This window comes from Allobosea sp. GW823-FHT01F03 (assembly GCF_058798075.1).
This window is the reverse complement of the sequence record NZ_CM179505.1, coordinates 3,726,184-3,751,696: the sequence shown is the minus strand read 5'-3', so window position 1 is coordinate 3,751,696 and position 25,513 is coordinate 3,726,184. Positions and strand designations below refer to the sequence as shown.

The 25,513-nt window shown below is 66.7% G+C and carries 20 protein-coding genes; 4 read left to right on the top strand and 16 right to left on the bottom strand.

The window, feature by feature from the left end; all coding sequences use genetic code 11:
* Positions 1-72: 72 nt before the first annotated feature.
* The 5 genes from AC3RCC_RS18010 to bcsN are packed head-to-tail and all read right to left on the bottom strand — an operon-like array spanning position 73 to position 8,796.
* Positions 73-2,265 (bottom strand): hypothetical protein, encoded by a 2,193-nt coding sequence (locus AC3RCC_RS18010; RefSeq protein WP_492256119.1) that lies wholly within the window; start codon positions 2,263-2,265, stop codon positions 73-75.
* Positions 2,256-3,275, bottom strand: a complete 1,020-nt coding sequence (locus AC3RCC_RS18005) for a family 8 glycosyl hydrolase (protein WP_492256118.1) — start codon at positions 3,273-3,275, stop codon at positions 2,256-2,258. The genes AC3RCC_RS18010 and AC3RCC_RS18005 overlap by 10 nt, the downstream gene beginning before the upstream one ends.
* Positions 3,276-3,286: 11 nt before the next feature.
* Positions 3,287-5,752, bottom strand: coding sequence for a cellulose biosynthesis cyclic di-GMP-binding regulatory protein BcsB (locus AC3RCC_RS18000; protein WP_492256117.1), 2,466 nt, complete (start codon positions 5,750-5,752; stop codon positions 3,287-3,289).
* A complete protein-coding gene (bcsA, locus tag AC3RCC_RS17995) occupies positions 5,749-7,935 on the bottom strand; it encodes a UDP-forming cellulose synthase catalytic subunit (RefSeq protein ID WP_492256116.1) in 2,187 nt (728 codons plus the stop codon). The genes AC3RCC_RS18000 and bcsA overlap by 4 nt, the downstream gene beginning before the upstream one ends.
* Positions 7,936-7,956: 21 nt before the next feature.
* Entirely contained in the window at positions 7,957-8,796 is an 840-nt protein-coding gene (gene bcsN, locus AC3RCC_RS17990) for a cellulose biosynthesis protein BcsN (protein WP_291637075.1), read from the bottom strand.
* A gap of 777 nt (positions 8,797-9,573) precedes the next feature.
* Between bcsN and AC3RCC_RS17985 the strand changes: the two genes are divergently transcribed.
* The 4 genes from AC3RCC_RS17985 (at position 9,574) to AC3RCC_RS17970 (ending at position 15,243) form a co-directional block, all read left to right on the top strand.
* The gene (locus AC3RCC_RS17985) at positions 9,574-11,361 is read left to right on the top strand and encodes a peptide ABC transporter substrate-binding protein (protein WP_492256115.1); all 1,788 of its coding nucleotides are present in this window, start codon (positions 9,574-9,576) and stop codon (positions 11,359-11,361) included.
* A gap of 149 nt (positions 11,362-11,510) precedes the next feature.
* Positions 11,511-12,470 (top strand): ABC transporter permease, encoded by a 960-nt coding sequence (locus AC3RCC_RS17980; protein WP_291637013.1) that lies wholly within the window; start codon positions 11,511-11,513, stop codon positions 12,468-12,470.
* Positions 12,436-13,371 carry an ABC transporter permease gene (locus AC3RCC_RS17975; RefSeq protein WP_291637011.1) on the top strand — a complete coding sequence of 312 codons (936 nt, stop codon included), beginning with the start codon at positions 12,436-12,438 and terminating at the stop codon, positions 13,369-13,371. Before AC3RCC_RS17980 ends, AC3RCC_RS17975 begins: the two co-directional genes overlap by 35 nt.
* Before the next feature lie 21 nt (positions 13,372-13,392).
* Positions 13,393-15,243: an ABC transporter ATP-binding protein gene (locus AC3RCC_RS17970; RefSeq protein WP_492256114.1), complete on the top strand. Its 1,851-nt coding sequence runs from the start codon at positions 13,393-13,395 to the stop codon at positions 15,241-15,243.
* Between the two features lie 116 nt (positions 15,244-15,359).
* Here AC3RCC_RS17970 and AC3RCC_RS17965 read toward each other — a convergent pair whose 3' ends face one another.
* The 11 genes from AC3RCC_RS17965 to AC3RCC_RS17915 all read right to left on the bottom strand — a co-directional run bounded on the left by AC3RCC_RS17965 (position 15,360) and on the right by AC3RCC_RS17915 (position 25,342).
* Positions 15,360-16,022 carry a hypothetical protein gene (locus AC3RCC_RS17965; RefSeq protein ID WP_492256113.1) on the bottom strand — a complete coding sequence of 221 codons (663 nt, stop codon included), beginning with the start codon at positions 16,020-16,022 and terminating at the stop codon, positions 15,360-15,362.
* Positions 16,023-16,672: 650 nt separating this feature from the next.
* Positions 16,673-17,224, bottom strand: a complete 552-nt coding sequence (locus AC3RCC_RS17960; protein WP_492256112.1) for a TIGR02444 family protein — start codon at positions 17,222-17,224, stop codon at positions 16,673-16,675.
* Between the two features lies 1 nt (position 17,225).
* A complete protein-coding gene (locus AC3RCC_RS17955; RefSeq protein ID WP_492256111.1) occupies positions 17,226-18,641 on the bottom strand; it encodes an FAD/NAD(P)-dependent oxidoreductase in 1,416 nt (471 codons plus the stop codon).
* On the bottom strand, positions 18,638-18,934 hold the full coding sequence (locus AC3RCC_RS17950) for a (2Fe-2S)-binding protein (protein WP_492256110.1): 297 nt from the start codon (positions 18,932-18,934) through the stop codon (positions 18,638-18,640). The genes AC3RCC_RS17955 and AC3RCC_RS17950 overlap by 4 nt, the downstream gene beginning before the upstream one ends.
* Positions 18,918-20,021 (bottom strand): NAD(P)/FAD-dependent oxidoreductase, encoded by a 1,104-nt coding sequence (locus AC3RCC_RS17945; RefSeq protein ID WP_492256109.1) that lies wholly within the window; start codon positions 20,019-20,021, stop codon positions 18,918-18,920. The genes AC3RCC_RS17950 and AC3RCC_RS17945 overlap by 17 nt, the downstream gene beginning before the upstream one ends.
* Entirely contained in the window at positions 20,018-20,764 is a 747-nt protein-coding gene (locus AC3RCC_RS17940; RefSeq protein WP_492256108.1) for an aspartate/glutamate racemase family protein, read from the bottom strand. The genes AC3RCC_RS17945 and AC3RCC_RS17940 overlap by 4 nt, the downstream gene beginning before the upstream one ends.
* 17 nt (positions 20,765-20,781) lie before the next feature.
* Positions 20,782-21,390, bottom strand: coding sequence for a UbiX family flavin prenyltransferase (locus tag AC3RCC_RS17935; protein WP_291636999.1), 609 nt, complete (start codon positions 21,388-21,390; stop codon positions 20,782-20,784).
* Positions 21,391-21,406: 16 nt separating this feature from the next.
* Positions 21,407-22,729 (bottom strand): UbiD family decarboxylase, encoded by a 1,323-nt coding sequence (locus AC3RCC_RS17930; protein ID WP_492256107.1) that lies wholly within the window; start codon positions 22,727-22,729, stop codon positions 21,407-21,409.
* A 38-nt stretch (positions 22,730-22,767) separates the two neighbouring features.
* The gene (locus AC3RCC_RS17925; RefSeq protein ID WP_291636997.1) at positions 22,768-23,535 is read right to left on the bottom strand and encodes an ABC transporter permease; all 768 of its coding nucleotides are present in this window, start codon (positions 23,533-23,535) and stop codon (positions 22,768-22,770) included.
* Positions 23,536-23,537: 2 nt separating this feature from the next.
* Complete coding sequence (locus AC3RCC_RS17920; protein ID WP_291636996.1) at positions 23,538-24,296, bottom strand: ABC transporter ATP-binding protein; 759 nt, start codon at positions 24,294-24,296, stop codon at positions 23,538-23,540.
* A gap of 50 nt (positions 24,297-24,346) precedes the next feature.
* A complete protein-coding gene (locus tag AC3RCC_RS17915; protein WP_492256106.1) occupies positions 24,347-25,342 on the bottom strand; it encodes an ABC transporter substrate-binding protein in 996 nt (331 codons plus the stop codon).
* Between the last annotated feature and the right edge of the window lie 171 nt (positions 25,343-25,513).

The following is a 25,513-nucleotide window of genomic DNA, read 5'->3' as shown; positions in this document are numbered from 1 at the left end:
TCAGTGTTACCGCATCGGAGTTTTCCGAAAAGTGGAGTCCACTTTTCGGCCCGATGCTATAGGGCGGCTGCCTCAGTACCGGTTGCGCTGGGTCGCGTCGTCGATCGCCGTCAGCCCCGAGAGCGCCTGTGACGAGCGGTTGACCTTGTAGAGCGCGCGAAACACCCGGCGCGCATCCTCGTAGCGCCGGGCGTTGAAATAGGACCAGCCGCGCATCAGCATCAGGTCGGTGGTCTCCGGGGCGTATTTGGCGCGCTCCTCCAAGGTGAGCAGCGCGGCGTTGAAGTTCTTGGCGTCGTACTGCGCGTAGAAGCGCTCGGACAGGAGCAAAGCGGAGAGCTCGCGGCGGCGCGCAGGCGGCAGCGCGGCCGAGGTGGCTGCGGCCGTCGCTTCGTTCGTCAACCCTTGCTGGAGCGCGGCATAGGCCTTGCCGGCGGCCGCATCGGCCACCACCTGGCCGTCGCCTGTGCGCATCGCCACCTCGAAGGCCTGCATCGCCGATGCCGGGCGCTTGAGATTGAGCAAGCACCAGCCGCGCGCCAGCGCGGCAGCACCGGAGCCGCCGCTGCCGCAACTGCCACCACGAACCGGGCGCGCCGCCTCACGCAGCGCGGGAGGACGTTCGGCAGGCAGGTAATTATCGACCGGTGCAGGTTCCGTTGTCAGGCGCCGCGCTGCCGTCGGAGGCCGGGGGGAGGCTTCGGGTGCCTGCGCCCGCGGCATGCGCTCCACCGCAACTGGCTCCGGCGTGGCCGGCCTGATCCCGGTCTCGCGCGGCGGGGCCTCGCGAGCCGAGAGGTGGCGCCGGCGCGGATCCAGAATATCGGCGATGCGCTGCGAACGCCCACGCCATTCGCCGACGATGGCACGCAGGCCCGCCACGTCGCGCAACCTCTGGCGCGCCAGCGCCAGACCGAAGGCGGCGGGCTCATGCTCGCGATCCCAGGCCAGGGCGGTTTCGAACCAGTGCTCGGCCGGCACGGTCTGGCCGGAGTTGTAAGCATACCAGCCGAGCGCGGCGGCGCCGAGCGCATAACGATCGGCGCTGACCGTCTTGACGATCCGCTCCAGCACGACCGCTTCCAAGCGCGGTGGCGGCTCCTGCGTCAGCAACGCCGTCAGGGCGTCGAGATAGGCCTTGCGGTTGGCCGGGCCTGCCTCCAGCCATTGCGAACCGAGGGCCTCGGCTTCCTGGTATTTGCCGTTGGCTGCGAAGGCGAGTACGGCGCCCTCCGCCGCTTTGGCGCCGCCATTGCGGGCGAGCGCCATCCGGAACCAGTCGGACGCCTTGACCGGCTCGCCATGGTGCAGGGCGTAGAAGCCGAGCAGGATCGGGTCGTCCGGCGTCGTCGCGGCGTTGGCGAGTACCTCCAGCCGGCGCAGATCGTCGGCGCTGACGGTGAGCTTCGGGTCTTCCGCCGCCCGGCCGATGCGGCGGCGGGCCAGTTCGTCACGGATGCTGGCGAATTCGTTCTGCCGTTCCAGCGCCATCAGGGCGTTGACCTGCTCGTCCTGCAGGGTCGAGAGCGCCTTCTGCATCGTCCCGAGCCGTTCCTCCGCCTTCTCGCAATTGGCGAGGATGTAGGAATAGGCGTCGCGTGCCCGGTCCCTGCGCTCGGTCTGGACGAAGGCTTCGGCGACGCGCCAGAGCGCATCGACATTGGCGCAGGTGAGCAGGGCAGGCGTCTCGGTGCCGATCCTGATGACCTGTTCCCACTGCCGGGCATTGGAGGCGTTGACCAGGCGCTGGGCGGCCTCGGCCTGGTCGAGCTGCTGGACGAGGTCCGCCGGCGGGCTCCAGCCGGTTTCCTTGGTGCTGCGCCCGGCGATGGCAGCGCGGACTTCGCTCAGCTTGCCTTCGGCAAAGAGCTTCCACATCCGCTCGAGCTCGGGGTCTCCGGCCGGGATCGGCGTGTTGAGGTCGGTCGGCGGCTTCCACTGCGGATAGAGTGCACGCAGCCTCGCGAGCTCCGCCTCGAAGCGCCGTGTATCGCCCTGGCTGGCGAAATAGCGCAGCGCGCTTTCGTCGACGGGCGGAGCCGGTTGGGCCTGACGCTGCCCGGCCGGCGGATTGGCAGGCGGCGGGGCCTGGGCGAGCTCCGGCTTGATCTCGGCCCCCTCGGCCGCGGGCTGGTCCAGCGCGAACGCACTCGGCATGCCTGGCTTGGGCGCCGGCGGCAGCTCGCCTCCTTGTCCGAAGCGGCCGAGACCGTAGAAGATGGCGCCCGATGCGACGGCAGCCAGCAGGATCGACTTCACATGCATCGCTGATACCTCTCGCTCAGCATCGCCAGCGTGAGCAGATGCAGGGTTGAGGGGTAATAGGCCGTCGGCACGAAGGATTTCAGCTCTTGCGGGATCGCGGTGCCGTCGGCAGCGCAGGCCAGCGCGGCTACGAGGATCCGGTAGCCGGGATCCGAGAGCTGTTCGACTGCCTGCTTGCTGCGGACGTCGACGATGGCGGGCCCGTTCGCCCAGGCCGCGCGGAATGGTGCGAGGCGCCCCGGTTCGCCGAGGCCGGCCCGCAGCAGATAGAGCGGGACACGCATGGCATTGTAGCCGAACTGCGCGGGGAAGCCGTCGGCCGGTCGCGGCTCGGCCTTGACCGACATCCATTCGGGAGCGGGCATGTTCGCCTTGGCGAGCGTGTCGAGCAGCTTCAGCCCGGTCGCCTGGACCTTGAGCCAGCCATTGTCGCCGGTGAGGCGCGCCATCACCGGCAGCGCCTCGAAGACCCAGTAGGAGGGGTTGACCACCGGTCCGTCGGCTCGGTCCTTCTCCGAGAAGCCGCTGACGGCCGGCATCAGCCAGGTTTCGCTGCCGCGTTTCAGGAAGGTGGCCTTGGCGATGTTGCGGGCCAGCTGGCGGGCGGCGTTGGTGTAGCCGGGCATCGCCCAGGCCGAACCGGCACAGTTCAGCGCATAGGCGATCAGCAGATCGCCATCGGTGGCGTTGTTGATGTCGGTGACGCGCGGAGTCGCCTTCGGGTCCCAGCGCCAGGCCGCGAGCCCGTCGTCGCGGATCAGCAGCTCCGTGCGCGTGAAGGCGAGGATGCGGGCAAAGCTCGTGCGGTCGCCGGCGAGGCAGGCGAGCAGCAGGCCGTAGCCCTGGCTCTCGCTATGGCTGATCGCGCCGTTGAGGTCGTCGACGACGCGCCCGTCCGGCATGACGAATTTCTGCCGATAGAGCTCCCAGGCTTCGAGCGGCAGGGTCGCCTGCGCTGCGGGTGCAAAGGCGAGCATCGCTGCGGCGACGGCTCCGAGCAGCCTTTTCATCGGGTTCCGTCTCATGGCTTCTGGCCCAGACGGCCGAGCATCAGCGAGGTCGAGATGCCGAGCGCGATGCAGGCGCCGAGCAGGGCCAGCGCATAAACGCCGATATTGCTCGACAGCCAATTGGCGAGGACCAAGCGCATATTCGCCAGCGAGAAGCTGCGTGTCATCACCATGGAGGTTTGGCTCGGCTCGACGACGTGGACATCCTGGCTGCCGCGGAAGGCGGTGACCTGCCCGGCGAGCTTGGCCCAGTTGCCGGGCGTGACGATGCGCGAGACCGTCGCTTCCAGCGTTTCCTCGCGGCGCGCGACGAAGGCGGTCCAGACCTGCCGGCTCGCCGGGTCAACGGCCTGCGCGGCGATCATATCGGTGCCATCGGCCGGCTCGTAGAGCCCGCCTCCGGAGGACGGGATGCGCAACTGGGCGAAGGAGAGATGGAAGGTCCTCTGCAGCCATTGGTCGAAGGCGACGAAATAGCGGGCCAGGGGCCCGCCGAGCGAGCTGCGCCAGCGATCGCGCAGTGCGTCCGTCGTCGGTTCCGCCTGCTCCTGCGGACCCGGCACCTTCTGACCCTGGAAGCGGTTGATGACCGCGTCGAAGATCGCCCCGGCGTCGTTCTCGGGCGCGATCAGCACGGTGTCGGCGCGTGTCGGCCAGGTCGTGCGAACGTTTTCCGCGACCCCGACGCGCGGCAGAATACCCTGCGGCAGCTGGCCGGCGGCGCCGACGATCAGGGCCGGCTGATCGTCGGTGGTCGCGACGGTGGCGAGGGCATCCACGGCCAGCGGCCTGGCCGCACGCTGGGCGATGCGCGCGACCAAGGTCGCCGCCGCACCGTAATTGGCCGTGTCGTGGCGGCCCAGGATGAGCGGGATGCGCGTCGCCAGTGAATAGGGGAAGCCGGTTCCGGCGACCGCCGCGAGGTTGGGCTGCACGCCGATCTTGGCGAAGTCCGGGAAGGAGAGGGTCGAGGTGTCGAACAGCGCGAAGCGGCTCCGGCCGGGCAAGGTCGCGCCTGGTCCGCAGGCCTGGTCGGAATGGGTCAGCGTCACCGCCTCGAGCCAGATCTCGTTGATTCCCGGCCTGAAATGCCGCAGCGGCACCGTGATCGGAAACTGCTGGAGCAGCCCGCCGGAGGTCGCGTTGAAGGGCACTGTCGCCGCGACATTGCCGTTGACGAAGATCTCGAGATGGCTGTCTCCGGGCAGCACATCGGCCGCATAGGCCGCATCGAGGTAGAGCGTCGCCTCGCCATAGGCATTTGCGTAGGAATCGCCGGGAAAGGCGACGACGGCGCGTGTGCGCAGCCGGCGGCCGGAGGATTCCTGGCTCGCGATGCCGAGCTCGGAAAAGCGCAAGGCGCGGGCCTCGGACAGGAAGGGCGCGTTCGGCAGATGCCAGCTCGACGTGTCCATGAGCTGTCGGTTGACATTGGTCGGCCGCGAGACGGGCGCCGTGAGCAGGGTCGCGACGACGTTCTCGATGTCCGGCCAGCTCGCGCCGGTGACCAGCAGAGTCGACGGGCCGAGGCGGGCGTCCGACACGAAGCCGACGAAGCTGCGTGCCTTGGCCTCCTCGGGAACCTGCGTCAGGAGATCGGGCAGTTCCGCGGTCGTCGCAAGGACGACGGTCAGCGTGCCCGGCCTCGCCCGGCCGGGCGCCCGTTCGGAGACCTGCACCACCGCCTGGCCGTAGCGCCCGCGCAATGCGGTGGCCTGCGAGACCGCGAAGATCATGTTCGCCGCCGCAGCGCTCGAAGCCCCCGGGGCGACGATGCGGATGGTGGTCTGACCGTTCTCGTCGGTGCCGATCGCCGGCAGGTCGTCGATGCTGCGCAGGCGCAATTCCGTCGCACTCGGCGAGCGGAAGTTGAGCTTGGTGCCGGCACCGTCGATACGGGTCCAGAGTTCATAGGTCGACGCGACCGAGCAATCCGTGCGGTGACGCTGGATCGCCTCGAAGCGGATCGTGTTCTGACCAGGACGGAGCAGGCCCTTGCGCAGATTGGTCGAAAGGCGCGCCAGGCGGTCCGAGGAGGCGACCGGCGTTTCGAGCACCCGCTCGCCATTGATCCGTACCGTCAGGCGCGAGGCTTCCGGCATGACGACGAGCGCATTTTGAAAGGCGACGTCGAGCGCGAGGTCCGAGTTCGCCTCGTCCTGGGTCAGGTAGAAGGCCCAGTTGCGCGTGTCGGCCTCGCCTTCCAGCGTCACCCGTGCCGCCGGCAGGAGCGGCTTGAAGCCGAATCCCCCGGCGGAAGGTAGGGCGGCGCTCGGCATAGCGGCCGTCGGCGCGGGCGTGATCGGCGTGGGGGCAGGGGCCGTCGGCGCGGCGCCGGCCGGAGCCGGCGGTGCGATCATGAACGGCGCCGGGGCACCACCCGGCGCGCTCGGCTGCTGGGCGAGGACGGGAAGCGTCGTGGTCGCCAGGGCGATGGCCAGGGCGCGCAACAGCCGGGGCGGATGGAACGCCGTCATTCCGCTGCGCTCGGCTTGCTGGCGACCTTGCCCAGCCGATAGAGGCCCATGAAATAGGACAGGCCACGGCTGGTCTGGAACAGCGCGATCCGGAGGAAGCGCGTCGTACCGCGGACGACGCCGATATTGTTGCGCCGCGCCTTCTGGAAGCGGCTCCAGCGCTCGGCATCGGAGAAGGCGAGATCGGCGATCATCCGGCTGTGCAAGGGTTCGGATGGCTCGTAGCGGCAGCCGAGCATCAGCCCCTCTGCCTCCTGCTCGATGCGCTTGATCCGGATCGGCAGCGTGCCGCTGGGCATGGCGAGGCTGGTTTCGAACGAGATCAGCGCCTGATCGCCGATCGCGGGCTTGCTGCCGATCGACGTCCCGCCGATGCGGATCGCGATGCCGTCGACCGAGGCGTTCTCGGTGACCATCGGTATTTTCTCGCCGTTCAGCGCCATCTCGCCACGGCGTTTGACGGCGAAACGGCGGGCGGCGCGGCCCTCCGGCCGTTCCGAGACGACGCCGAGCGCGCAGCCGGCCATCAGCAGGTTCATGATGTTCCAGAGGCCGACGACCAGCGTCGTGTCGGCATTATAGGGCTCGGCGATGGTCCGCCAGTACTGCGCGACCACGCCCAGCGCCAGGATGATGAAGATGATCAGGAACGGCATGCCGAGCTCGGAGACGCGGCGCGTCTCGAGGGATTCGTTCTTGGCGGTGACCTTGAAGGTCGGTTTGCTGGGGTTGATCAGGACCGAGATCACGGCCGGCAGCAGATACAGCGACTGGATGAACTCGTAGAGCTCGGAGATCCATGGCCAGCGATAGCGGCCATAGAGATAGTTCTGCATCATCAGGTTCACGATCATATAGCCGACGATGTAGGCGATGAACTCGCCACCGGTCGCGACGAAGATCTCGAGTCCGAAGAACAGATAGAACAGCGGCGCGATCAGGAAGATCATCCGCGCGAACGGGAATAGCCAGAACAGGGCCGTCGACGTGTAGCAAAGGCGCTGCGGCAGAGAGAGGCCTCGCTTCAGCAATGGCCGGTGATAGAGCAGGATCTGCATCATCCCCTGGGCCCAGCGCGAACGCTGACCGATGAAGCTGGCGAAGGTCGCCGGCTGGAGTCCGGCGATCAGCGGCTTGTCGACATAGACGCTGTTCCACCCGGCGGCATGCAGGGTGATCGCGGTTTCGGCGTCTTCGGTGATCGAGCGTCCGGAGAAACCGTTCGTCGTCAGCAGCGCCTTGCGGCTCAGCACCGCGGCCGAGCCGCAGAAGAAGGACGCGTTCCACTTGTCGAGGCCGCGCTGGATGATGCCGTAGAACATCTCGTTCTCCGACGGCATTTCCTTGAAGGTTCGCAGATTGCGCTCGAGCGGGTCGGGATTGATGAAGAAATGCGGCGTCTGGACCAGGAAGAGCTTGGGGTCGCGGGCGAAGAAGCCGACGGTCTCGGTCAGGAAGCTGCGCGCCGGGGCATGGTCGGCGTCGAAGACGACGATCAGCTCGCCCTGCGAATGGGCGATGCCGTTATTGAGGTTCCCGGCCTTGGCGCTGAGATTGCGTTCGCGCGTCAGATAGGTGACCCCCAGCCCCGTGCAGAGCTTCTGGAGCGTCGCGCGTCGCTGCTTGGCGGCATTGGCGGCGGCGAAATTGTCGGAGTTGCACTTCTCGTCGGTGCCGCCATCGTCGAGGAGATAGACCTGAAGCTTGCCGGCCGGGTAGTCCATCGCGAGCGCCGCCGAGAGCGTCGTCGCCAAGAGATCGGCGTCCTCGTTGTAGGACGGTACGAAGACGTCGACGGTCGGCGCGTTCTCCAGGTCGATCGGCGGCGTTTCGCGGCGCGGCAGCGGCATCGCCACCACGAACAGGCTGAGGAACAGCATGCCGATATTGTAGAGTTCGGCGATGAAGAGGATGACGCCGGGGATGAAGTCCTCGATCTGGTTGACCGGCGGCAGCGTGCTGGTGGCGCGCCAATAGACATAGCGCAGCACGATCGCCGTCCCGAGGCCGAGCGCGATCAGCCGCCAGACGCCGAGCGGGCGCAGCAGCTTCAGCAGGATCATCGCGCCGACCAGGATGGTGCTGGCGATCAGATGGGCCTGGAGGCTGATCGGCAGCGCAATGAGCGCCGTGACCAGCGCTGCCGTGACGGCCCAGACGAAAACGTAAATCGCGGTTGGCATCGGTGACTTGGCGCTTCTTGCTCAGCGTACGGGTGGTGGTGGCACGGTCGGGTAGCCTTCCATCGGCCGGTCGGGAATCGCAGGTTCGGCTGGCGCAGCTTCGCGCGGCGGGCTCTGGCGCATGGGTCGCGCCGGGCGCGGCGCGCTGGTTCGCGGTGGCAGGACATCCTCGAAGGAGGGCTGCCGCACCGGATAGATCGGCGCGCCCGCCTCGCCCAGATTGGGCGTCGGTGAGGGCGAGGCGCCGACCGGATCCCAGCCGGTCCGGCCGAGCGAGGCGTTCAGCGAGTAGCCATAGGCCAGCCGCAGCAGCGCGGCCTCGCTCGCGCCCGGCTCGCAGATGCGGATCCGGATAGAGGCCGCTCCGGTCTTCGGCAAAAACAGGCTGTCGCCGCGCATCAGGCGCTGCCAGACATAGATGCAGGCGTCGTTGCCGACGCCGCGTCCGTAGGCATAGCCGAACGGGCCGTATTTGTTCTGCACGAACAGCGCCGAGGTCGCCATTGCCACGCCGGGCAGGCGCTCCTCCATCTCGGCTGCGAGCACGTGGTCGTCGAGCCCGGGTTCCTTGAGCAGGTTTCCGGCGACTCCTTCGCTGTCGGGAACGTCCGCTGCGGTCAGGAACGCCACATGGATCGCGTTCTCGCCGGGCGTGCGGCCCCGCGTCGCGAGCGCGATCGTCTGGGCGATGGCGTTGTCGTAATGTCGCTGCGCGACGGCAATGGTCGGTGGCCCGCCCGGCGGCAGCGCGATCATCGCCCGGCTCGGGTCGACATTCACCGCGCGGCTCGAGAACACCAGCTCGGAATCGCTCAGCCGCTGTTCGCCACAGCCGGCGATCAGCGCCGCCAAACCCGCCATCGTCACCAGCGTCGCCTGCCGGGAGCGCGATATCGCGCGCTTGTTGCAAAATCCGGTCGGCAGCTGCCGGGGGCCTGTCATTGTCGCGCGGAACGGTTGATGCGGGCCGTCATGTCTTGACCATCGTTAACAATCGTTAAGGAGAACTTACTTGGCGCTGCGCGTTGAACGAGTGTCGGCCGAGAGCAAATCCATTGGGCCCAATACAATTGATTCGTGCTTCGCGGCCAACCCGTCGCTACTGTAATAAGATAATCGTGTCGTCCACCGACGATGGGTATTGCGTAGATCCTGAAGGGCTGCCTCCGGCCTGACCACGCATGGCAAATGCCTGCAGGATTCCTCTATCGGGTGCGCGCCGGCCGCGTCGCGGTCGGTGTGCCGAGCTGACAGCGCATGCGCCGGCGGGCGCCCGCGTCCCCGGCAGGAACGGCGCCGGGCGAGAGGGCGCCAGAAGCCGCCGGGCTTGCAGCGAGGAAATAAAGCAAACCGGCACAGCGCCTTGATAGGTTTGGGACGCCCCGACGAACGGCCTCCTGACCGGGCCGTCATCGGGTTTCGGCCGGAGGCGACGGGCGAGCCCGGCCTGGCGTGGATGCGTGCAGGCCGCAGCCGTTGCGTTTTATGCGTGCAGGCCGGCCATCGCGCCCCGTTTCCGTCACCACCCTGTTGACGCCTTTCGTGGCACATGCCTTGCTGGCGCCGCCGACTACTAAAAAAGAGGCAAAAAGCCTCGGTTTCGGAATGACTGACCGATGTCAGCAGAGGGGATCAGTGATGGACGAACATAAGTTGCGCGACCTGGTTGAGGGCGTGAAGGACGGTTCCGTTTCGCGACGCGCATTCATTCAGCGACTGGCTGCGGTTGGTGTTGCAGCTCCCTTCGCGTCGCAGATCCTGGCCTGGAACGACGTCGCGATGGCGCAGGCCTCTCTCGCCTACAAGCCGACCAAGGCCGGTGGCGGCGGGCCGCTCAAGATCCTGCTCTGGCAGGCACCGACACTGCTCAACCCGCATTTTGCCAGCGGCACCAAGGACCAGATCGCCGGGCGCATCTTCTTCGAGCCGCTGGCCGGTTGGGACAAGGAAGGCAATCTGACGCCGCAGCTCGCGGCCGAGGTTCCGACCCGGGCCAATGGCGGGCTCTCCGAAGACGGCAAGGTCGTGACCTGGAAGCTGAAGCAGGGCGTCAAATGGCATGACGGCAAGCCCTTCACCGCCGACGATGTCGTCTTCACCTGGGAATATGCCGCCGACCCGGCGACGGCCGCCTATACCACCGGCTCCTACAGCAACATCAAGGTCGAGAAGGTCGACGACCACACCGTCAAGGTGATCTTCAAGGAGCCGACGCCGTTCTGGGCCGATCCCTTCGTCGGCGTCGTCGGCCAGATCCTGCCGAAGCACCATTTCGGCGAGTACAAGGGCGCGAAGTCGCGCGAGGCGCCGGGCAATCTCAAGCCGGTCGGCACCGGCCCCTACAAATTCGTCGATTTCAAGCCGGGCGACATCCTGACCGGCGTGCGCAACGAGGACTACCACGTCAAGAACCAGCCGCATTTCGACACGATCGAGGTCAAGGGCGGCGGTGATGCCGTCTCGGCGGCCCGCGCCGTGCTCCAGACCGGCGAGTTCGATTATGCCTGGAACCTGCAGGTCGAAGACGAGATCCTGAAGCGCATGGAGACGGGCGGCCGCGGCAAGGTCAGCGCCGTCCCCTCCGGCGACATCGAGTTCATCATTCTCAACACCACCGATCCGTGGACTGAGGTCGACGGCGAGCGCTCCAGCATCAAGACCAAGCACCCGACGCTGTCCGACCCGAAGGTCCGCGAGGCGATCAACCTGCTGATCGATCGCGATTCGATCCAGAAGTTCATCTATGGCCGCGGCGGCACCGCCACGGCGAGCTGGGTCAACGAGCCCAAGCAGTTCAAGTCGACCAAGCTGAAATACGAGTTCAACATCGACAAGGCCAACAAGATCCTCGACGAGGCCGGTTACAAGCGCGGCTCCGACGGCATCCGCGAAAAGGACGGCAAGAAGCTCAAATACGTCTACCAGACCTCGATCAACGCCCCGCGCCAGAAGACGCAGGCGATCATCAAGCAGGCCTGCCAGAAAGCCGGCATCGATCTCGAGCTGAAATCGGTGACGGCCTCGGTGTTCTTCTCCTCGGACGTAGCGAACCCCGACACCTACACCAAGCTCTATTGCGACATGGAGATGTACACGACCACGCAGCCGCAGCCCGATCCCGAACGCTTCCTCAACCAGCTCACCTCCTGGGAAATCGCCACCAAGGAGAACAAATGGCTGGGCCGGAACGTCTCGCGCTATTCGGACCCCGAGGCCGACAAGGCCTACAGGGCGGCGCAGAAGGAGCTCGACCCTGCCAAGCGCGCGGCGCTGCTGATCAAGGTCAACGAGATCTTCTGCGAAGCGCATGTCCTCCTGCCGCTGCTCTCGCGCAACCGGATGGCCGCCTCGGCGACCAATCTGATGCACGACCATTCCGGCTGGGACGTCGACACCTGGAACGTGGCCGCCTGGTATCGCAGCTGAGCCGAGGCTGGCGGCTCGCGGAGTCCTTCGCGAGCCGCCAGCCCGCTCCGGCGGCGTTCCATGCGGGCCGGTGCAGCGCGATGGCGAACCGCCATCGCCGCTAAGCCCGATTCATCTCGGCGATCCGCCCGTTTCACGGACCCTGTCTGATGGCGACCTATCTTTTCCGGCGACTGCTGATCGCTATTCCGAGCCTGCTCGGCATCAGCGTCATCCTCTTTACCGTACTGGCCCTTGCGCCCGGCGACCCCTTCGAGGAGCTGGCGACCAATCCCAATGTGCCGCCGGAAGTGCGGATGGCGCTGCGGGCCAAGTTCGGCATCGATGACCCCGTCATGGTGCGGTATTTCCGCTGGCTGACGGCCATGGCCCAGGGCGATTGGGGCTTCTCCTTCGCCAGCCGCATCGATGTCGACACGCTGATCCTGCAGCGCGTTCCGGTGACGCTCTTCGTCGTCGGCTCCTCGCAGTTGCTGGCGCTGGCGATTGCGCTCCCGGTGGGCATCTACGCGGCGACGCGCCCCTATTCGATATTCGACCAGATCGCCAACACGCTCGCCTTCGTCGGCTTTTCTCTGCCGACCTTCTTCACCGGGCTGCTCTTCATCCTGCTGTTCTCGATCAAGCTGGACTGGCTGCCCTTCGTCTACCGATCCGACATCTCGGCGACGGGCTGGCGCTGGTTCTGGGAGCATTTCCGACAGGCGATCATGCCGATCGCGGTGCTCGGCCTGTTCCAGGCGGCGTCTTATACCCGCTATGTCCGCTCGGCCGTGCTCGACGTGATCCGGCTCGACTACGTCACCACGGCCCGCGCCAAGGGCCTCGGCGAGACGACCGTCACCCTGCGCCATGTCACCCGCAACGCGCTGATCCCGGTGGTGACGCTCGTCGCCCTGCAGATGCCGGCGGTGTTCGGCGGCGCGATCGTGACCGAGCAGATCTTCCGCATTCCCGGGATCGGCTCGCTGCTGATCACGGCCATCCTGGCGAACGACACCCCGGTGATCATGGCGGTCACCTTCGTCTTCGCCTGCCTCGTCATCCTCTTCAACCTGATCGCGGACCTGCTCTATGGCTGGCTCGACCCTCGCATCTCCTTCCGCTGAGCCGGTGGCGGCCGTCCGCCCCGCCGCGCTCTCGCCCGGCCGCGAGACCTGGCGCCGTTTCCGGCGCCATCGCCTCGCCATGGTCAGCGCGGTCGTGCTCAGCCTGCTCATCCTCGGCGTCGTCGTCGGGCCATGGCTCTGGGCCGTGCCGATCAACGAGATCGATTTCTCGGCGCAGCTGCAGGGGCCCTCCTGGGCGCATCCTTTCGGAACCGACGATCTCGGCCAGGACCTGCTGGCCCGCATGATGTATGGCGGGCGCATCTCGCTCGCGGTCGGCCTCGCCGCCATGGTGGTGGCAACCGTGGTCGGGGTCATCGTCGGTGCCCTGGCCGGCATGTCGCGCCGCGGGCTCGACCCCTTCCTGATGTGGGTGACGGATCTCTTCCTGTCGCTGCCGCAGCTGCCGCTGCTGCTGCTGGTGATCTATCTCTTTCGCGAGCAGCTCAAGGCGGTGTTCGGCGTCGAGGGCGGCGTCTTCATCCTGATCGTGATCGTGATCGGCGGCCTGCGCTGGATGCCGGTGGCGCGGCTGGTCCGGGCGCAATTCTTCTCGCTGCGCGAGAAGGAGTTCGTCGAGGCGGCGCGAGCGCAGGGCGCGACGAAGACGCGCCAGATGCTCGTCCACATCCTGCCCAATGCGATCGGCCCTGTCATCGTCGCCGCGACCATCGAGGTCTCCTCGGCGATCATCGCGGAATCGACGCTCTCCTTCCTCGGCCTCGGCTTCCCCCCGGACATCCCAACCTGGGGGCGCCTGCTCTTCGACGCCAAGGACCATCTCGATGTCGCGCCGCATTGGGCGATGTTCCCGGGCGCGGCGATCTTCCTGACCGTTCTGTCGATCAATTTCATCGGCGACGGCCTGCGCGACGCCCTCGATCCCCGCCGCGTCATCTGAAGCCGACCGGAAGGCGACCACATGACTTCTCCCATTCTCTCCGTTTCCGGCCTGACGACCTCCTTCCGGGTTGAAGGGGCCTGGCGCTCGGTGGTTCGGGGCACCACTTTCGACATCGCCCCGAAGGAGACCGTGGCACTGGTCGGCGAGTCCGGCTCCGGCAAGAGCGTGAGCGCGCTCTCGATCATGCGCCTGACTCCGCCCGGCTCGAGCAAGATCGAAGGCAGCGTCAGGCTCTCGGGCAAGGAGCTGCTGACGCTGCCGGAGGCGAAGATGCGCGAGGTGCGCGGCAACGAGATCGCGATGATCTTCCAGGAGCCGATGACCTCGCTGAATCCGGTGCTGACCATCGGCTTCCAGATCGCCGAGGCGCTGATGCTGCATCGTGGTCTGTCGCGCTCCGCGGCGGAGGCCGAGGTGGTCAGGTTGCTGGAAAAGGTGCGGATTCCTGCGGCGAAGGCGCGCTTCCATGATTACCCGCATCGCTTCTCCGGCGGCATGCGCCAGCGCGTGATGATCGCGATGGCGCTCGCCTGCAAGCCGAAACTCCTGATCGCCGACGAGCCGACGACGGCGCTCGACGTGACGATCCAGGCCCAGATCCTCGAGCTGATCAAGCTGCTGCAGGAAGAGGAGGGCATGTCCGTCCTCTTCATCACCCACGATATGGGTGTGGTCGCCGAAATCGCCGACCGCACGGTCGTGATGTACAATGGCGAGCAGGTCGAGACCGGCCGGACCGAGGAGATCTTCGCCAACCCGCAGAAGCCCTACACCAAGGCGCTGCTCTCGGCGGTGCCGCGGCTCGGCTCGATGGAAGGGCGCAAGCGGCCGATGCGCTTTCCTGTGGTCGATCGCAAGACCGGCCTCTCGGACGTCCCGGAAGAGACGGCCGACACCGTCGCGGCGAGCGAGCGGCCGGTGCTCGAAGTCGCCAATCTGACGACGCGTTTCGAGATCCGTTCCGGGCTGCTCGGTGGCGTTACCGGCCGGGTGCATGCGGTCGAGAATGTCTCTTTCAGCCTGCTCTCCGGCGAGACGCTGGCGCTGGTCGGCGAATCCGGTTGCGGCAAGTCGACGACCGGGCGCTCGGTGATGCGGCTGATCGAGCCGCTCTCCGGCTCAGTGCTGCTCGATGGCGAGGATGTGCTGAAGCTCGACCAGAAGATGCTGCGCGAGTGCCGAGCCCGCATGCAGATGATCTTCCAGGACCCGTTCGCGAGCCTGAATCCGCGCATGACGGTCGGCACTGCGATCGTAGAGCCGCTGCTGATCAACAAGCTCGCCAATCGCCGGGAGGCGCAGGAGAAGGTCGCCGATCTGCTGGAGCGCGTCGGGCTCCAGCCCGATATGGCGAGTCGCTTCCCGCATGAGTTCTCCGGCGGCCAGCGCCAGCGCGTCGCGATCGCGCGTGCGCTCGCCGTCGAACCGCGGCTCGTCGTCGCCGACGAGGCGGTCTCGGCGCTCGACGTCTCCGTGAAGGCGCAGGTGATCAACCTGATGCTCGAGCTGCAGGAGCGGATGAAGCTCGCCTATCTCTTCATCTCGCACGACATGGCCGTGGTCGAGCGGGTCAGCCACCGCGTCGCGGTGATGTATCTCGGCGAGATCGTCGAGATCGGCCCGCGCGAGGCGATATTCGGCAATCCCCAGCATCCCTATACAAGGCGCCTGCTCGCCGCCGTGCCGGTCGCCGATCCCGCCCGCCGCCACGAGAAGCGACCGGTCTCGAACGACGAGATCAGGAGCCCCGTCCGCCCGCCCGACTATGTCCCGCCGGCCCGGCAATATCGCGAGGTCTCGCCTGGCCATGCCGTGATGATCTGGGGCGAGGAATGGGAGAAGCCGGAGGCGAGGGCCTCGGCAGCGTGAGAGGAAACCGTTGGCGGAGGGAGCTGCCGGGCGAGATGTGCGGATCTGCCGAATTGCTGCCGAGCATATCTGGGCTCGGCAGCACCGCCGCGGCCAAGCTTGCGTTGATTATCTGATTATCGTTGTATTTCAGTCGTTTGATCCGGATTGTTCATGCCGCTCGACGATGCGCATATGAATTCGGTCTTATTGGCCGCGGCTGTCTTCGTGTTGCCGCCTGCGCGGCTGGGTCGAACCCGGCGGCCGTCGCGAGCGTGCCGCCCTTTGCTGGGTGAGGGCTCAGGTCCGTTGGGAAATGCGCGGATGCGGACAATGCTAAGCAAATCGGCGCCATTCATTTTACCGGGCAGCCGCACAATGCACCTCGCATAGAGGAGCATGTGATGATTCTTCCGGTACTCGGCATTTTCAGCTTCATAGCCTTGGGATATGCGCTCTACCTCGCGTCCGCACCGGACAAGGAGACGACGCAGCCCAAGCCGCTGATCAACTGAGAAGGCGCGCGCCAGCCGGAACCGGCCATTTCGGCCCGGACGGCCTGGGCGCCGCTCCATCATCATCCTGTCGGGCAGGGCCTCGCGCTGTTCGTTACGACCGCAGCGCCCTTGCTCGATGCCCGGGCTATGCCGCCCGGAAAGCGCTTCGTTTCCGCCGCCCTGCCGGCGGAGGACGTCTTGGCAAACGCCGGGAGCGGTCCGGAAGAATCGAAGCGCCTCTTCGGCCTCTTCGAGACAAAAGGCTCCGAAAGGACGCTGCGCGGGCCGGTCGAGCCCGCTCATGCTCCCTCGCGGGCTTTCGGCCGATCGCTGCAAGGACGCCGGTGCCAGCCCTCGACCGACTTTGCCGAGCATGCCTGCGACAATGCCGGGTAGGGGAGATTCGTTGCGAAGCTGGCATGCGAGGCGTTCGACCGGAGCCGCTTCCGCTTTCACAGCGAAACGCGGCTGGCGGCCTTCGGTTTCATCGAGAGCTTCTGCGATCGTGCACCTCGTCGCGCAGCGCTGTGCCCCCTCGACGCGGCGGGGCGCATCTAGCCACGCCCAGGCGGCCACCTGCAGGTAATCACGGGCTTTCGGAGCGTCTCGAAAATGGCGCCGAATAACCCGAGCTCAAACAGCAAAAAGCGCGGGAAGATCAAACGCTTGCTTGCTTCTCTTGATCAGATATTGTTTGGAGTGAATGAAAGGTATTCGGGCTCTTGTTCCCAATCTTGGTAAGTGATTTACTATAGTATTTTTAGATCTAACTGAGGTTTATGGCTATAAGTTGGAGTTTGAACGAGTCGATTTGTTAAAAATTACATCAGATTGGACTGGCGTGGAGCTGCTGGACGGCCATGGGATAGCGCGGACGTGTGAGACTGCAACCGCGATGTAACCCGAGAACAGCAAGCCTGGGCACACCCTGCACAAACATCTGGTGCTGTGAATCATTCGCCGATGTAATTCCCTTTGCTGTCGTAGTTTCGAATTACCAAATTCATCGCGGTTTCCAGAGCCGAGAGTGCGATATCGAGCGCTCGCTCGTTCCGCGATATCCCGGCGGCATCATCCTTCACGAGGAGGAGGCCGAGCACCTCCCGCATCTGCAGTCCCGGTCCTGGCGGACGCCGGCCCAGCCATTGCTCGGTCATGGCGAGCTGGATCTGTTCGGCGAGCAACTCGGCGGCCTTGACCTTCTCCCGCAGCAGCTGCCGTTCCTCGGGAAAGCCATCCCGCGGTGGTTTGAGGAAGCGGCGGATGTCGCGCAGCGGCAGGACCGTGGCGCCACGCCACTCCACCGTTTGCCGCTTGAGCTCCGCGACATCCTGCGATGAGAGTGGCTGCTGCAGGACGAGATCGGCATAGATCGCGGCCAGCAGCTGGATCACATCGAGCTGGGCTTCGTCCTGCAAGGTCAGGCAGGCCTCGGCGACGCTGGGCAGCGCGTAGAATTCCAGTGCGAAGCGCCAGAGCTGGCCGTCGAGGTCGAGCTTGCTCATGTCAGTCTCCATACCGCGCAGCATTTGGTTGCGAGGCCCTTGCCAGTTCGCCGACGGTGACCGGCTTGATCGGGGCGCGGACACGATAATAGCCTGTCTCGGCCTCGCTCCGGCCCGTCTCTCGCGCGATCAGCCCGGTTACGCTCGGCCCGCAGAGACGTCCCTGGCACGGGCCCATGCCGACACGCAGGAAGGCTTTCGCCTGGCTGGGGCCGAGCGCTCCGCGCGCCACCGCCTGTCGCAGCGAGCCGGCGCAAACCGCTTCGCAGCGGCAGACCGTGACCGGGTCCGGCGGAGCGACGAGGTCCGGGCGCGGCCGGTAAAGGCGGTCGAGGAACGGTCGCGCCGAAAGATGAGCGTCCCGAGCCTTCTGGGCGCTACGCAGCCGGGAGTCCCGCTCGATCGGAGTGATCCGGCCGAGCTCCGCAAGGATCGCAAGGGCGGCCGCGTCGCCCTCATGGCGACTGGCCTCTGCCCCGACGACCCCGCCGGCATCGCCTGCGATGAAGATGCCGGGCAGCGTGCTGGCGCCCCATGCATCGCGGCGCGGCTGGAAGCAGGACTGGGTGTGGTCCCAATCGAAGCTGCAGCCGAGCGAGCGTGGAAGCTGCTGCTGCGGGATCACGCCCTCATGCAGGCCGATCAGCTCGCAGGCGAGCCGGTGCGGCGCTCGCCTGGTGCGGAAGCGGATAGCGGTGGCGCGCTCCTCGCCCTCGATCGCTATCTCACTGACACCACGGAAGAGCTGTGCCCGCCCGATCGTCAGCGCCGCGAGCAAGCCGACGCCCTTGGCGAGATAGCGCCATCCCTGGCCGGTGAGGGCGCGCGGCAGATGTGGCAGCGCGTCGGGGATGTTCCGGGCTTGCGCGGTGTCGAGCAAGGTCAGGTGCTCGACGCCTGCATCGAGGCATTGTCTTGCGAAGAGATAGAAGAGCGGTCCGGTGCCGGCGAGGGCGAGCTTCCCGCTTGGCACGAGGCCGCCGGTCTTCAGCAGGATCTGCAGGGCGCCGACGGTCATTACGCCGGGCAGCGTCCAGCCCGCGACCGGGACCGGGCGCTCCATCGCGCCTGTCGCGATCACCAGGGCCTCGGCTCGCTCATGGACGACCTGGCCATCTGTCCTCGACCAGACCGCCGGGCCTTCCTCGACACGCCAGACCGTGCTGGAGAAGCGCAGATGGGCGCCGGAGGCGCGCAGCCGCTCGACCAGCGCCGCTCCACGCGAATAATCGGGCCCGAGGATCGCCGAGAGCCGCGCATTGCCGCGGTTGCGCTCGATGGCGCGGTAGATCTGGCCGCCGGGCTCGGCCTGCTCGTCGAGCAGCAGGGTCCGCGCGCCGCCCTCGGCCAGGGTCGCGGCGGCGGCCATGCCGGCGGGGCCGGCGCCGATCACGATCGCATCCCAGTCCTGGCTCATGGCAATTGCCTCGCGCCGATCTGGCGGCGCACCACCATGCCGTCCTGAGCCGGCGTCAGGCAGGCCTGCTGGTTTTGGCGGCCGTCGATCTCGACCAGGCATTCGAAGCAGACGCCCATCATGCAGTAGGGCGCGCGTGGCGAAGCGTCGACCGGGCTCTTCCGGAGCGCGCCGATGCCGGCAGCCAGCAGAGCCGCAGCCAGGCTGTCGCCGGGACGGAAGCAGATTGCCCGCCCCTCGAAGGTCAGCGTCAAGCCGTTCTCGGCAGCGTCCGGTTCAATGCGCCTGAACATCGAACCTTCCGCTTCCGAAACTGGCGACCGCCGCGGGGAGGGCGCCGGCCGCGATGGCCGGGCCGATGTCGAAGGCATGCACGCTGGCGAGCGTCACGCCGCTATGGCAGGTCGCGGCGAAGGCGCCGGGATAGCGGCTGGATTCCTCGTAGATCGGCAGGCCGTCCGGGGTCATCACCCGCAGCGAGCCCCAGAAGCGCACCACCCCGGCCGTTTCCAGCCCGGGCAGGACGCGTAGGGCCGTGGCGCAGAGATCGGCCGCGGTCGTAACCTGGGTGCCGTCGTCGAAGCCGACCTTCTCATGGCTGCTGCCGAACAGGAAGGAGCCCTCGGCGGTCTGGCGCAGGCAGTTGGCGGCATAGGGGAAGCAGGGGCGCACGCGCTCCGTCACCACGATCTGGCCGCGCTCGGGCTCTACCGGCATGGACAGGCCGAGCTGCGGCGCGAGCCGCGCGGAGCCGAGCCCGGCGGCGAGGACGATGCGACGGCCATGGAGCGGCCCGGCCGGCGTCGCCACAGCAAAGCCGCCGGCTTCGGGGCGGATTTCGGCGACGGCGGTGCCCGGCCGGTAGCTGCCGCCGCCATCCTGCAAGGCCTGCTGCAGAGCGCGCAGCAGGTAGAGCGGGCTGACATGAGAGTCTTCCGGCGAGAAGGAGGCTCCGACGACCTCGGGACCGATCCCGGGCACGAGGTCGCGCAGCGCTGTGCGGTCGAGGAACTGCATGGTGATCTCGCCGCCATCGGCCTGGGTTCGGGCGAGGACGTCGCGGCGCTTGTCGAGCTCGGCTTCGGAGAAGCAGAAATGCAGGCCGCCCGTCTGGCGCCAGCCGGTATCGAGGCCGGTCGCGGCATGGAGTTCCCCTGCGAGGTCCTTCCAGAGGCGGCCGGCCCGCAGCGACCAATGCATATAGGCCGGCTTGCCGACGCCTTTGCCCTGCAGCCAGATCAGGCCGAAATTGCCGCGCGAGGCCCGGTACGCGACGTCGCCCTCGTCGAGCAGCGCGACGCTCGCACCGGTCCGGCTCGCGCCCCAGGCGATCGCGGCGCCGATCAGCCCGCCGCCGACCACGACGAGGTCGTAGGTCATCTGCGCGGCCTCGGATCGCCGCCATAGGCCCGCGGCCGGATAGATGAATGCAGCCAGTCGACGAGGGTGACGATGTCGAAGACCGGCAAGCCGAAGGCGCGCTGGATCGCCGCCGAATGCGGTGGAAGGTTGGCGCATTCGCTGACGATGGCGCCGATCGTCGGAGTTTCGGCGAGCATGCGCTCGACGACCGCCAGCACCTCGCGTTCCTGGGCTTCGTGGTCGGCGAGCGGCCGGTTCTCGCGCATATGCGAGCGGATGACGCCGTCCACCGGCAATTCGCCGAGCGGCAGGCCGGTCGGGGCGCCGACATTGCGGAAATGCCGGTCCTGCAGCGCCTTGCGGTCCGAGACGATCACGCCGACGGTCCTGCCCTCGGGCAGCAGGTTCAAGACGAGCGGGATCTGCATCAGGCTGGAGGTCGCGATCGGCACCGGAGAATGGCGGCGCAGTTCCGGATGGACCACGGCAAGGAAGCCGCAACTCGTGGTGATGCCGGCGGCGCCGATCGCGACGAGATCGTCTATGGCGTCGAGGAACGGCCCGAGCGCCTGCTGCGGATCGCCCTCGATCACATCCTTCGGCGTGATGCCGCGTACGACGCGGAACTGCACCGGAAAATCCCAGGTCGCGGTGTTGGCGACGTCGCCGGGCAGACGGTCGAAGCCGGTGTCGAGCACGATGACGCCAATCATCGCGCCATGCACCGGGCGACGTCTGGGGTGATGCGCGGATGGTGTCATGACCGGGGCTCGTGTGCTCAGGATTCGGAAGCGGCCTTGCGGGTGGCCGCCATGCCGGCCCAGCGGCGGACCGCTCCGCAATCGACGCCAAACAGGTCGAGCGCGCGGCCGACGCTGTGGTCGACCATGTCGGCGATCGTCTCCGGCAGGGCGTAGAAAGCAGGCACCGGCGGCATAATGATAGCGCCCATCTCGGCGAGGCTGGTCATAGTTCTGAGATGGCCGAGATGCAGTGGGGTCTCGCGGACCATCAGCACCAGCTTGCGGCGCTCCTTGAGCACGACATCGGCCGCCCGGCTGATCAGCGTCGAAGTCACGCCGGTCGCGATCTCCGACATGGTGCGGACGGAGCAGGGGGCGATCAGCATGCCGAGCGTGCGGAAGGAGCCGCTGGAGATCGTCGCGCCAATGTCCTGGATGTTGTGCACGACGCTCGCTTTCTCGGCGAGCGCCGCAGGGCTCATGCCGAGCTCCTGCGACAGCGTTAGATGGGCCGAGCGGGTGACGACGAGATGGGTCTCGACGCCCGCTGCCGCCAGCAATTCGAGCGCCCGCACGCCGTAGACGGCGCCGGAGGCGCCGCTGATGCCGACGATGATGCGCGCGGGCGTGTCGTGATCGCTCATGGGAAACCCGCTACCCTCAGGCGTTGTCGAACCAGTCGGAGAGATTGATCTGGTCGGCGAGGCGGATCTTCTTGCGCTCGAATTCCGGTTTGCGGTGGAACGGCTTCGTCGCGTCGATCAGGAGGCGGCCCCAATGGTCCTTCTGTTCGTCGCGATAGAAGGACGGCGTCTCCGGGATGATCAGCATGTCCTTGTCGGGCCGGCAGCGCGTCAACGTCGCCCACATCACGTCGTCCATGTCGTAGATGTTCACGTCGGGATCGACGACGGTGATGATCTTGGCCCAGATCGGCTCGGCGCCGATCGTCGCCAGCATGACCTGGCGGGCATGGCCTTCGAACTGCGTATCCATCTTGACGATGGCATGGTTGACGAAGGGCTGGCAGGTGACGTCGAGGATGCCCGGCAGCGCGGCGCTGAGGCGCTGGTAGATATTGGCCGAGACCGAGAGCTCCAGCGTCAGCACTTCTTCGGCCGAGCCGCACAGGATCGAGTGGAAGACGGCGTCCTTGCGGACGGTGACGCCGAGCACCTCGAAGACCGCGTTCGGGCCTTCGGGGACATAGTAGCCCATGAACTCGCCGAACGGCCCCTCGGGCCGGCGCTCGTTTGGCAGGAAGCGGCCCTCGATGACGATCTCGGTGTCGGCGGGCACTTCGAGGTCGATGTGCCTGCATTTGCGCATCGCGATCGGGCTGCCCTTCAGGCGCGCCGCGACCTCCAGCTCGTCGACATCATAGGGCAGGGGGGCGGCGGCGGTCAGGAACGACGTCGAGGGCGCGCCGATCAGCATAGCCGCCTCGAGGGGCCTACCCATCTTCTCGGCCTTCTCGTGATAGATCGTTAGGTGGTGGCGCGGCGCCAGCCGGCAGCGCAGCTCCTGGTCGCTGACGAACATTGAGCGGTGATAGGAGAGGTTGCCGACGCCGGTCTCGGGATCCTTGGCGATGAACATCGCCGAGGTGAAATAGGGCGCCGCGTCACGGTCGGAATAGGTGATCAGCGGCAGCTCGGAGAGCTTGCACTCGATCAACTCCTCGTCCGCGGACTGCACGAAGGCAGGGCCGCCAACGCTGCCGCCGAGATTGGCGAGATTGCTCCATTGCCGGCAGAAATCGGCGGCGTCGATGCCGATGATCTCGGCCAGCCGCTCGCGCGAGCCGTAGACATTGGTGACGACCGGGAAGCGGGTGCCCTTGACCTTGTTGAACAAGATCGGCTTGCCCCAGCGCTTCTGCGCGGCATGGGTCACGGCGGCGAGCTCGTGGAAGGGATCGACCTCCTTGTCGACGACCAGCAAATCGCCTCTCTCCATCAGGCGAGCGATGTAGTTTCTCATCGGAGTGTCCTTGCGGATGTGATGTCGGGGCGGGCGCGTCAGCGCCGGCGTTGCGAGGGGCGCCAGGTCAGGGCCATGCGTTCGAACAGCGAGACCGCCCCGATGCCGAGGGTGGTGAAGACGGTGATCGAGACCAGCGCCGCGAAGACGAGCGGGGTGTCCATGTTGAACTGGCCGAACAGGATGAGATGGCCGATGCCGCTGTTGCCGCCGATGAACTCGCCGACGATCGAGCCGACCAGCGCCAGCGGGAAGGCGACCTTGAGCGCATCGGTGATGTAGGGGACGGCGTTCATCAGGCGCACCTTGGTGAAAATGCGCCAGCGCGTGCCGCCGGCCAGAGTCGAGAGGTCGATGACGTCGGCCTCGATCTCGCCGAGGCCGGTCAGCGAGTTTACGAAGATCGGGAACAGGGCGAGCAGGAAGGCGAGGATGATCTTGGATTCGACGCCGAGGCCGAACCAGATCACGAACAGCGGCGCCACCGCGATCTTGGGGATCGAATTGAAGGCGGCGAGCAGCGGCATCACGATCGAGCGCAGTACCGGGACATAGACGACGACCAGCGCGAGCAGGACGCCGAAGACCAGCGCCAGGACCAGGCCGACGAGCGTGGTCATCCCGGTCATGAACAGTCCATGCAGCTGGAGCGAGGCGGTCTCGGCGAAGCGGGCAGCTATGGCGGAGGGCAGCGGCAGCACATAGCCGGGGATGCCGAGCAGCGGCGCGCCGATCTCCCAGGCCAGCAGCAGGACGGCCAGGAACAGGAGCGGACGCAGGCGCGCGAGGACCGAGGTCTCTGCCATCGTCAGTACTCCGTCTCGCCGGCCTCGATGCCCTCGCGCACGCGGGCGGCGAAGGCGACGAAGCGGGGATCGCGCAAAGTCGCGGTGGTGCGCGAGCGCGGCAGGTCAATCTCGACGATGTCATGGATGCGGCCCGGCCGCGGCGACATGACCACGACGATGTCGGAGAGCAGCACGGCCTCGGTGATGCTGTGGGTGACGAAGAGCACGGTGTTGCGGCTCTCCTCCCACAATGTCTGAAGCGCGAAGCCCATGCGCTCGCGGGTGATGACATCGAGGGCGCCGAAGGGCTCGTCCATCAGGATCAATGACGGCTTGAGAAGCATCGCTCGGCAGATCGCAGCGCGCTGCTGCATGCCGCCGGACAATTCGAAGGGGCGGCTGTCCTCGAAGCCGGAGAGGCCGGCAAGCGCCATCAGCTCGCGGGCGCGCCCCTCATAGTCTGCAGCGCGCAGCCCGCCCATCTCGGCGACGAAGAGGATGTTGCCGAGGGTCGTGCGCCAAGGCAGCAGCACCGGCGACTGGAAGACCATGCCGACATCGCGGATCGGGCCGGTGACCTCCTGTCCGCGCAGCTTGATGCGGCCGCTGCTGGCGCGCACCAGCCCGGCGGCGATGCGCAGCAAGGTGGACTTGCCGCAGCCGCTCGGCCCGACGATCGAGACGAAGCTGTTCTCGGGGACCGAGAAGGACGCCTGGTCGATAGCCAAGGTTGAGCCGAAGGTCTTCGACAGGTTGTCGATGACGAGAGAGGTGGACATGGAGGCTTCCGGAGTGCGGGCGGCAGGCTGAGAAGGGCGGCCGGAGCGGCCTACTTCCCCTTGATGGCGAAGAGGTCATCGGGCGCCAGCGTCGCGTCGAGCTTCAGTGCTTTCTTCACCAGATCGATCGTGCGCTGGATGCGCTTGTCCTCGGCTGCGCCATAGCCGTGCTCGGCGGTATAGGGCGTCTGCATCGACTTGATCGCGCCGGTCCACTGCGTCAGCACGGTCTCGCGATTCATCGCCGGATTGGCCTTGACCATGATATCGGCGGTCTCTTCCGGGTTCTTGATGGCGTATTCGACCGCCTTGCGGGTCGCAGCGGCGAAACGCTTGGCCTCGTCGAGATTCTTCTCCAGGGTCGGCGTGGCCGCGACGAGGACGTAGCCGAAGACGTCGTAGCCCCAGTCGACGAAGCTGGAGAACTCGACCGTCTTGCCCTGCGCCGTCGCGACCTTGGTCAGGGCCGGCATATCGCCGTCGGAGCTGGCGGTGAACAGGTCGGTCCGGTTGCTCAGCAGCAGCGAGAAATAGACGCCGGGGTCGGCGGCCTGCCAGTCCAGCTTGGAGGCGTCGAGCTTCTTTTCGTCGAAGATGATCGGCAGCACGACGCGGGCACTGTCGGTCTGCGAGGCGGCGATGCGCTTGCCAATGATCGACTCCGGCGTCTTGAACGGGGTCAGCGAGGCGAGGCCGCTGGTGGTGACGTCGGTGTAAACCATGAAGGCTTTGAGTTTGGCGCCCTTGGCGACCGCCTGCACGACGGGGCCAACCTCGGCCATGCCGTAATCAGCCTTGCCGCCATCGACGGCGGCGATGACGAAGCCGCTGCCGGTTGCCGGTGCAATATCGATGTCGAAGCCGGCCTCCTTGTAGAAGCCCTTGTCGCGGCCGACGAAGAACGGCGCGTGACGGCCGTTGTAGACGTAGTTGGTGAGGAACGTGATCTTCTTCATCGCCGGTGCTTGGGCCCGCGCCTCGATGGTCACGCCACCGAAGCTGAGCATGGCAGCAAGAGACGCTGTCAGAATTCCGAGCTTGTGCATCAAAACCTCCCCGTTTTTCCGAACGGTTTCCGGGTCGTGCCCGTTCATCGCCCGGCGTCGCGTCTCCGCGATCCCCCTTGACCGGCGTGCCCACCAGCGCCCCCGAATTGCTCAGCCAGGTTCGAGCGAACGGGGCCGTTCTTCCTCGGGGGAAATTGTGTTGCGCAATGC

Coding starts and splice junctions, on each gene's coding strand:
- AC3RCC_RS18010 (WP_492256119.1), bottom strand. CDS start 2,265: ATGCATGTGAAGTCGATCCTGCTGGCTGCCGTCGCATCGGGCGCCATC.
- AC3RCC_RS18005 (WP_492256118.1), bottom strand. CDS start 3,275: ATGAAAAGGCTGCTCGGAGCCGTCGCCGCAGCGATGCTCGCCTTTGCA.
- AC3RCC_RS18000 (WP_492256117.1), bottom strand. CDS start 5,752: ATGACGGCGTTCCATCCGCCCCGGCTGTTGCGCGCCCTGGCCATCGCC.
- bcsA (WP_492256116.1), bottom strand. CDS start 7,935: ATGCCAACCGCGATTTACGTTTTCGTCTGGGCCGTCACGGCAGCGCTG.
- bcsN (WP_291637075.1), bottom strand. CDS start 8,796: ATGGCGGGTTTGGCGGCGCTGATCGCCGGCTGTGGCGAACAGCGGCTG.
- AC3RCC_RS17985 (WP_492256115.1), top strand. CDS start 9,574: ATGGACGAACATAAGTTGCGCGACCTGGTTGAGGGCGTGAAGGACGGT.
- AC3RCC_RS17980 (WP_291637013.1), top strand. CDS start 11,511: ATGGCGACCTATCTTTTCCGGCGACTGCTGATCGCTATTCCGAGCCTG.
- AC3RCC_RS17975 (WP_291637011.1), top strand. CDS start 12,436: ATGGCTGGCTCGACCCTCGCATCTCCTTCCGCTGAGCCGGTGGCGGCC.
- AC3RCC_RS17970 (WP_492256114.1), top strand. CDS start 13,393: ATGACTTCTCCCATTCTCTCCGTTTCCGGCCTGACGACCTCCTTCCGG.
- AC3RCC_RS17965 (WP_492256113.1), bottom strand. CDS start 16,022: ATGAGCGGGCTCGACCGGCCCGCGCAGCGTCCTTTCGGAGCCTTTTGT.
- AC3RCC_RS17960 (WP_492256112.1), bottom strand. CDS start 17,224: ATGAGCAAGCTCGACCTCGACGGCCAGCTCTGGCGCTTCGCACTGGAA.
- AC3RCC_RS17955 (WP_492256111.1), bottom strand. CDS start 18,641: ATGAGCCAGGACTGGGATGCGATCGTGATCGGCGCCGGCCCCGCCGGC.
- AC3RCC_RS17950 (WP_492256110.1), bottom strand. CDS start 18,934: ATGTTCAGGCGCATTGAACCGGACGCTGCCGAGAACGGCTTGACGCTG.
- AC3RCC_RS17945 (WP_492256109.1), bottom strand. CDS start 20,021: ATGACCTACGACCTCGTCGTGGTCGGCGGCGGGCTGATCGGCGCCGCG.
- AC3RCC_RS17940 (WP_492256108.1), bottom strand. CDS start 20,764: ATGACACCATCCGCGCATCACCCCAGACGTCGCCCGGTGCATGGCGCG.
- AC3RCC_RS17935 (WP_291636999.1), bottom strand. CDS start 21,390: ATGAGCGATCACGACACGCCCGCGCGCATCATCGTCGGCATCAGCGGC.
- AC3RCC_RS17930 (WP_492256107.1), bottom strand. CDS start 22,729: ATGAGAAACTACATCGCTCGCCTGATGGAGAGAGGCGATTTGCTGGTC.
- AC3RCC_RS17925 (WP_291636997.1), bottom strand. CDS start 23,535: ATGGCAGAGACCTCGGTCCTCGCGCGCCTGCGTCCGCTCCTGTTCCTG.
- AC3RCC_RS17920 (WP_291636996.1), bottom strand. CDS start 24,296: ATGTCCACCTCTCTCGTCATCGACAACCTGTCGAAGACCTTCGGCTCA.
- AC3RCC_RS17915 (WP_492256106.1), bottom strand. CDS start 25,342: ATGCACAAGCTCGGAATTCTGACAGCGTCTCTTGCTGCCATGCTCAGC.